The following is a 4,612-nucleotide window of genomic DNA, read 5'->3' on the forward strand; positions in this document are numbered from 1 at the left end:
CACCAGCGAGCACGCTCAACACGATCCGGGTCTTCTTCTCGACCGGGATCGAAGGGGGTCTTCCCATAGTTCTGATTCTCCTTCAGGACTGACTCAACAGCCCTGCCAAGAATCTTGACGCGCGACACGCGGATCATCGACTTCATCTGGAAGGTAGGCACCGTCGACGCCACGCGCGGAGACGGTGAGACCGCCCCCGTCCTGCAGGTGTGGGCCCAGGCCCACGTCGTCCACACCTTCGGTGAAGGCGACAACCGACGGCTGACCGTCACGCGCCGCTACGTCGCTGTCGCGGGTTTCGAGCCGCTCGGCGGCCCAGGCTGGTGGCCCTCCATCGGCGCCGGCACCAGCACGTGGGGCGCCGACGACTGCCGCCTCATCGTGGACAACGAGCTCTCTCCCGGAGCCGATTACGACCTACCCGACCTACGCGACTCGCTGGAGATCAACTCAATCGTCGAGAATCCGAGCGACCCGAAAGAGCTTCAGAAGGCCATCGCGGAATGCGAGTAATCAGGTGAGGTGGGGTCGAGTTCGCAACATCTTTGGATGGAAGTTTTGCGAGGTCAGCCCGTCTTTTTCGGGCCTCGAGAAGGCCTAAGACGCTTCGGAGAAGCATGGGTCCGAACCTGACGGAATCGAGTGCCGAGAACACGCGAAGGATAATCGCCACGGTCTTGCCAATTTTTGCGTAAGTCTTGCGCTGGTCCTGATCGGCCATGTAGGACTAGTCCGCAGCACCCACAGCGTGCGGGGACGCGAAGGGTGGTTGGACCCGGTAGACCGTGTCGTCCAGGGGGCGGTCGCCGGGGTACTTCTAGGTGTAGTTCCCCGTGAGGTTGTGAACGCGGTCTGACGGAGTGAGGCCGCCGATGCCGGTGTGGGGTCGGTGGTGATTGTAGTGATGGAGCCAGTCGGAGTAGGCCGCTTGGCGGGCGGCGTCGGAGGAGTAGGTCTCGGCGTAGGCCCACTCGGCGGCCAGGGTTCGGTTGAATCGCTCGACCTTGCCGTTGGTCTGGGGGCGGTATGGGCGTGTCCGGCGGTGCTTGACGTCTTCGCCGAGTGCTGCGGCGAAGACGTGTGACCGGTAGCAGGCGCCGTTGTCGGTCATCACGGCACTGACCTCGAATCCGGCCTCGGCGAAGAACGCGCGGGCTCGCTTCCAGAACGCGGCGGCGGTCTCCTTGCGCTCGTCCGCCAGCTGCTCGGAGTAGGCCAAGCGGGAGTGGGAGTCGACCGCGTGATGCAGAAACGTGTAACCGCGCGAGGGCGCGGCGCCGCGACGTGCGGCCCTGTCGCGGGCAGCGCCGGCGTTGCGGTCCTGGGCCGAGCCGCGGCCGTGGGCGCGCCAGCCGCCCCCGTCGGGGATCCGACCGAGCTTCTTGATGTCGACGTGGACCAGTTCGCCCGGTGCCGAGGTCTCGTAACGGACCGGTTTGGGTTTGCGGACGGGCAGCCCGGTCGCCTGGTCCAGATAGGCCAGCAGCGGCATCCGATACCGGGCCAGCACTCGTCCGACGGTCGAACGCGGGAGCCCCAAGTGATAGCCGATCCGATGCGGACCCCAACGCCGCACGAACCGCAGCGCGACGATCCGCCGCTCGAGTCGACGAGGACATCGAGCAGGGGACCTGTGGGGCCGCGACGACGCGTCTGTCATCGAGTCCCCGTCCCGATATCTGCGCGCCCATTTCGACGCCGTCGCCGGCGACACTTGGAACCGCTCAGCAGCGCGCCGGACCGGCCAGCCCTGCTCGACAATCAACACGGCAAGACGTCGACGCCCCTCCGGCGTCAAAGGGGCATTAGCGTGAGTCACGAAGACCTCCGTTGGACGAAGTGAGTGTGGTAACCCACATCGTTCCCGGAGGTCTTCGCTACGTCACCCGTTCACAACGTCCATGGGAACTACATCTAGGGGGCGCAGTGCGCGCACTGTTGCAGAACCGTTCTTCCCGCCGCTTCTCGATTGCCGCAGCCGGCACGCTCATGATCGCCGGGGTCCTGTCGGCCACACCGGCACACGCTGCGTCAGTGTGGGACGGTGACCGGGAGGCGACCTCGGAACTTCGCGAGGTCGAAATGCCTGGCAACGGACGCAACGCCAACCGTGCCGGCGGCGGGGCCTCGGAGCTCTCTGAGGCGTTGGACGCTGCACGTCGTTCCAAGGAGCCCGTCCCGGTCGACGCTCTGCAGTCCGAGACCGAGGAGTTCATCGCTAACCCCGACGGGACCATCACTCGCGAGATCGCTCAGTCTCCGGTGCGGGTCAAGACCGGCGACGACTGGGTCGACGTCGACCCGGGTCTGCGTCGCGCCGACGGACGGTTGAAGCCGAAGGCCGGCGCCGACGATGTCACGTTCTCCGACGATGGCGACGGACCGCTCGCCGAGTTGAAGATCGGCAAGAACCGTATCGGTCTGGCCATGCCCGGAGTCGATCTCGAGACACCGTCAGTCGACGGCGCGCAGGCCACCTACCCGGTCTCCGGCGGCGGCTCCGTTGCAGCGGCGGACCCCGGCACCGGCGCACAGCCAGAAGCCGAAGCCGAGCCCGACGCGGCCGCAGAGGACAACGCCGCTCCGACACCATCGACCGCACCTGAGACGGTCGGGGAGAAGGTGCTCGTCGCCGTGAAGAACGGTGGCTTCGCCGCACACGTCCTGCTCGACGCCGCCCCGGCGCAGGCACCTGAGTACGTCTTCGACCTCACCGCGGGAAACCTGACACCCGAACTCATCGACAACCGCCTGGTGCTCAGCGACGCCGACGGTGAGCCCGTGGCGCAGTCGATGCCGCTGCGGATGTGGGATGCGCAGGTCGACGAAGCGGGGGACCCGAGCAACGTCGCCGATGTCGACGCCTCTTTGGACCGAACGGCCGAGGGGTGGCGTCTGACCCTTCGCCCGTCGATGGACTTCCTGACCGCCGACGACACCGAGTACCCGGTGGTCGTCGATCCCGACATCGCCGAAGTCACCCACCGCGGCGACGTGTTCTTCCGCGACGGGACGGACGCGAACACCAACTTCGCGGGCGAACCGCGCATCGAGGTCGGACGCAACTCAGGCGCTCTCAACCGTGGATTCCTGGGGTTCGCGTTCAACCCCTACCTGGGAGCTACCGTCACCAAAGCAGAACTCCGTCTGCACCAGTACTTCGCGCGGGACTGCACACCCCGGCAGCTGAACCTGCACTCCATGACCAGCGCCGACCGCACCGGCGCGACGTGGAACACCCAACCGAACCACACGACCGACGCACGCTTCACCGCTTCGAAGTCCTTCAGCCGGGGATCTAGCGGCTGCGGCGCCGGCGCCGAGATCATCGACGTCACCAACGTCGTCAACGGGTGGGCCGGTCGACACGTCGGCACCCACAGCGGACCCTTCGGCGACCGCGCCGTGGTCGGCAACCGTCAGGCGTTCATCGCCCGCGCGGCGAACGAGTCCTCGATCGACTTCTACAAGCGGTTCTGCTCCGAGGAGTGGTCCAGCACCCTCGTCTCATGCACCAGCGCAGCGGTCGTGCCGCGCCTGTCGGTGACGTTCGAGCCGGAGATCGGCGAACAGTCCTGGTACTCCATGACCGAACGCGAACTCGACGACCGCGCCACGTTGAAGGTCAACAACAAGAACGCCAATCTCGTCCTGCAGTCCGCCGACATGAACGTCAAGGGACTCGGCCTGGACCTGGCCATCAACCGCACCTACAACTCACAGTCCACCGAGACCGGACCGATGGGCCGCGGCTGGTCCCTGAACATCGGCCCCGACATCTGGCTGGAGAAGAAGTCGCAGTACCGGTACGACTTCCACACCCCCGGCGGAACCATCCTCGGCTCCTTCGTGCGCCGCTCCGCCAACAGCAGCAACGCCGACTACAAGAAGTTCTTCGCACCCGTCGGTGGTGTCGGCGCCGAGCTCGAGGAGACCGACAACGGGTTCACCCTGACCTTCCGACAGAGCCAGGAGAAGTACGTCTTCAACCAGGTCAACGGCGACGGTCACGCGTTCATGACCAAGGTTCGCGACCGCTCCGACAACGAGATCACCATCGCCTACTCCGGAACTGCCGGCGCCAAGCCGCGGATGACGTCCATCACCGACTCCGCCGACCGCGTCTACACCCCCACCTACACGGGCAACCTGATCACCCGTTGGGCCACCCAGAATCTCACCGGCGCCGGCACCCGCCAGGTCAACTACACGTACTCCGGCGACTACCTGGCCTCGGCGACCGACGCGACCAACGTGCGCACCGACTACGCCTACACCAGCCCCTCCAGCGGGCCGCGTCTGCTGTCGACCATCACCGCCGCCGTCAACGACTCCGGCGCCCGCCCCACCACCCACATCACCTACAGCAACGGCGACGGGCAAGTGGCGACCGTCGGCTACCGCCATGGCAACGGAACCAACGACGTCCACGTCTACTCCTGGAACCTCAACTCCAGCCGCGTCGCCGCATGCGACGGCAACGGCTGTCGCGCGTCAAGATTCTTGGCAGGGCTGTTGAGTCAGTCCTGAAGGAGAATCAGAACTATGGGAAGACCCCCTTCGATCCCGGTCGAGAAGAAGACCCGGATCGTGTTGAGCGTGCTCGCTGGTG

Annotated in this window: 3 protein-coding genes; 2 read left to right on the forward strand and 1 reads right to left on the reverse strand. The window is 66.0% G+C overall.

Annotated elements, in window-relative coordinates; genetic code table 11:
* The first annotated feature begins 114 nt into the window (after positions 1 to 114).
* Positions 115 to 513, forward strand: coding sequence for a hypothetical protein (locus ABD213_RS14950; protein ID WP_344330269.1), 399 nt, complete (start codon positions 115 to 117; stop codon positions 511 to 513).
* Between the two features lie 304 nt (positions 514 to 817).
* Here the strand turns inward: ABD213_RS14950 and ABD213_RS14955 are convergent, their stop codons facing one another.
* Positions 818 to 1,819: an IS481 family transposase gene (locus ABD213_RS14955; RefSeq protein WP_344330272.1), complete on the reverse strand. Its 1,002-nt coding sequence runs from the start codon at positions 1,817 to 1,819 to the stop codon at positions 818 to 820.
* Positions 1,820 to 2,082: 263 nt separating this feature from the next.
* On the opposite strand from ABD213_RS14955, the gene ABD213_RS14960 reads away from it, so the two are divergent.
* Positions 2,083 to 4,530, forward strand: coding sequence for a DNRLRE domain-containing protein (locus tag ABD213_RS14960; protein ID WP_344330276.1), 2,448 nt, complete (start codon positions 2,083 to 2,085; stop codon positions 4,528 to 4,530).
* The last annotated feature ends 82 nt before the right edge of the window (positions 4,531 to 4,612 follow it).

This window comes from Aeromicrobium halocynthiae (assembly GCF_039531385.1).
In the GTDB taxonomy this organism is placed as follows: Bacteria; Actinomycetota; Actinomycetes; order Propionibacteriales; family Nocardioidaceae; genus Aeromicrobium; species Aeromicrobium halocynthiae.

Coding starts and splice junctions, on each gene's coding strand:
- ABD213_RS14960 (WP_344330276.1), top strand. CDS start 2,083: ATGCCTGGCAACGGACGCAACGCCAACCGTGCCGGCGGCGGGGCCTCG.